The 1,104-nt window shown below is 50.5% G+C and carries 9 tRNA genes and 1 rRNA gene; all 10 read left to right on the top strand.

Annotated elements, in window-relative coordinates:
* A 5S ribosomal RNA gene (gene rrf / locus ACXAJH_RS20425) occupies window positions 1–111 on the top strand; the annotation flags it as partial.
* A gap of 11 nt (window positions 112–122) precedes the next feature.
* Window positions 123–198 (top strand) — tRNA-Val (locus ACXAJH_RS20420).
* 14 nt (window positions 199–212) lie between these two features.
* Window positions 213–288, top strand: a tRNA-Thr gene (locus ACXAJH_RS20415).
* 32 nt (window positions 289–320) lie between these two features.
* Window positions 321–396: transfer RNA gene (locus ACXAJH_RS20410), tRNA-Lys, on the top strand.
* Between the two features lie 10 nt (window positions 397–406).
* A tRNA-Leu gene (locus ACXAJH_RS20405) sits at window positions 407–488 on the top strand.
* A 7-nt stretch (window positions 489–495) separates the two neighbouring features.
* Window positions 496–570: transfer RNA gene (locus ACXAJH_RS20400), tRNA-Gly, on the top strand.
* Between the two features lie 64 nt (window positions 571–634).
* Window positions 635–723: transfer RNA gene (locus ACXAJH_RS20395), tRNA-Leu, on the top strand.
* An 11-nt stretch (window positions 724–734) separates the two neighbouring features.
* Window positions 735–811: transfer RNA gene (locus ACXAJH_RS20390), tRNA-Arg, on the top strand.
* A 6-nt stretch (window positions 812–817) separates the two neighbouring features.
* Window positions 818–894: transfer RNA gene (locus tag ACXAJH_RS20385), tRNA-Pro, on the top strand.
* A 15-nt stretch (window positions 895–909) separates the two neighbouring features.
* A tRNA-Ala gene (locus ACXAJH_RS20380) sits at window positions 910–985 on the top strand.
* Window positions 986–1,104 lie beyond the last annotated feature (119 nt).

Raw genomic sequence — 1,104 nt, 5'->3', positions numbered from 1 at the left:
GGTGATGAAGGCGAAGAGGTCACACCTGTTCCCATGCCGAACACAGTAGTTAAGCTCTTCAGCGCCGATGGTAGTCGGGTTTACCCCCGTGAGAGTAGGACGTCGCCAGGTCGATACATATTGGAGGATTAGCTCAGCTGGGAGAGCACTTGCCTTACAAGCAAGGGGTCGCAGGTTCGAACCCTGCATCCTCCACCATTTACATTTAGTTAGCCGGCCTAGCTCAACTGGCAGAGCAACTGATTTGTAATCAGTAGGTTGGGGGTTCAAGTCCTCTGGCCGGCACCATGAGTTGCCTGTTGCTAACTTAAAGTTTTCGAGAGCCATTAGCTCAGCTGGTAGAGCATCTGACTTTTAATCAGAGGGTCGAAGGTTCGAATCCTTCATGGCTCACCATGTATTCTATGCGGGTGTGGTGGAATTGGCAGACACGCTAGATTTAGGATCTAGTGCTTCACGGCGTGGGGGTTCAAGTCCCTCCACCCGCATTATTAAGCGGAAGTAGTTCAGTGGTAGAACATCACCTTGCCAAGGTGGGGGTCGCGGGTTCGAATCCCGTCTTCCGCTCCATTTACTAAGCTAAAGTTACTTAATGATATTATAATAAACAACACGACATATACGAAACTGCCGAGCCGGGGTGGCGGAATTGGCAGACGCACAGGACTTAAAATCCTGCGGTGGGTTTCCACCGTGCCGGTTCGAGTCCGGCCCTCGGCACCAAATATATACATGCGCCCGTAGCTCAATTGGATAGAGCGTCTGACTACGGATCAGAAGGTTAGGGGTTCGACTCCTCTCGGGCGCGCCATTATAACGGGAAGTAGCTCAGCTTGGTAGAGCACTTGGTTTGGGACCAAGGGGTCGCAGGTTCGAATCCTGTCTTCCCGACCATTCCAAATTTATAACGGGGCCTTAGCTCAGCTGGGAGAGCGCCTGCTTTGCACGCAGGAGGTCAGCGGTTCGATCCCGCTAGGCTCCACCAATTATTTTATTTGATCTTTGAAAACTGAACGAACCAACCAGTACGTCAAAACATTTCTTCTTTAATGAAGGAATTTGAAACAAGCACATTCGGTGTGCAGATGAGCAAGTCAAACTACT

Source organism: Halobacillus sp. ABD4_316, assembly GCF_056161385.1.
Note: the sequence above shows the minus strand (reverse complement) of the source record. Positions and strands in the feature narration are given on the sequence as shown.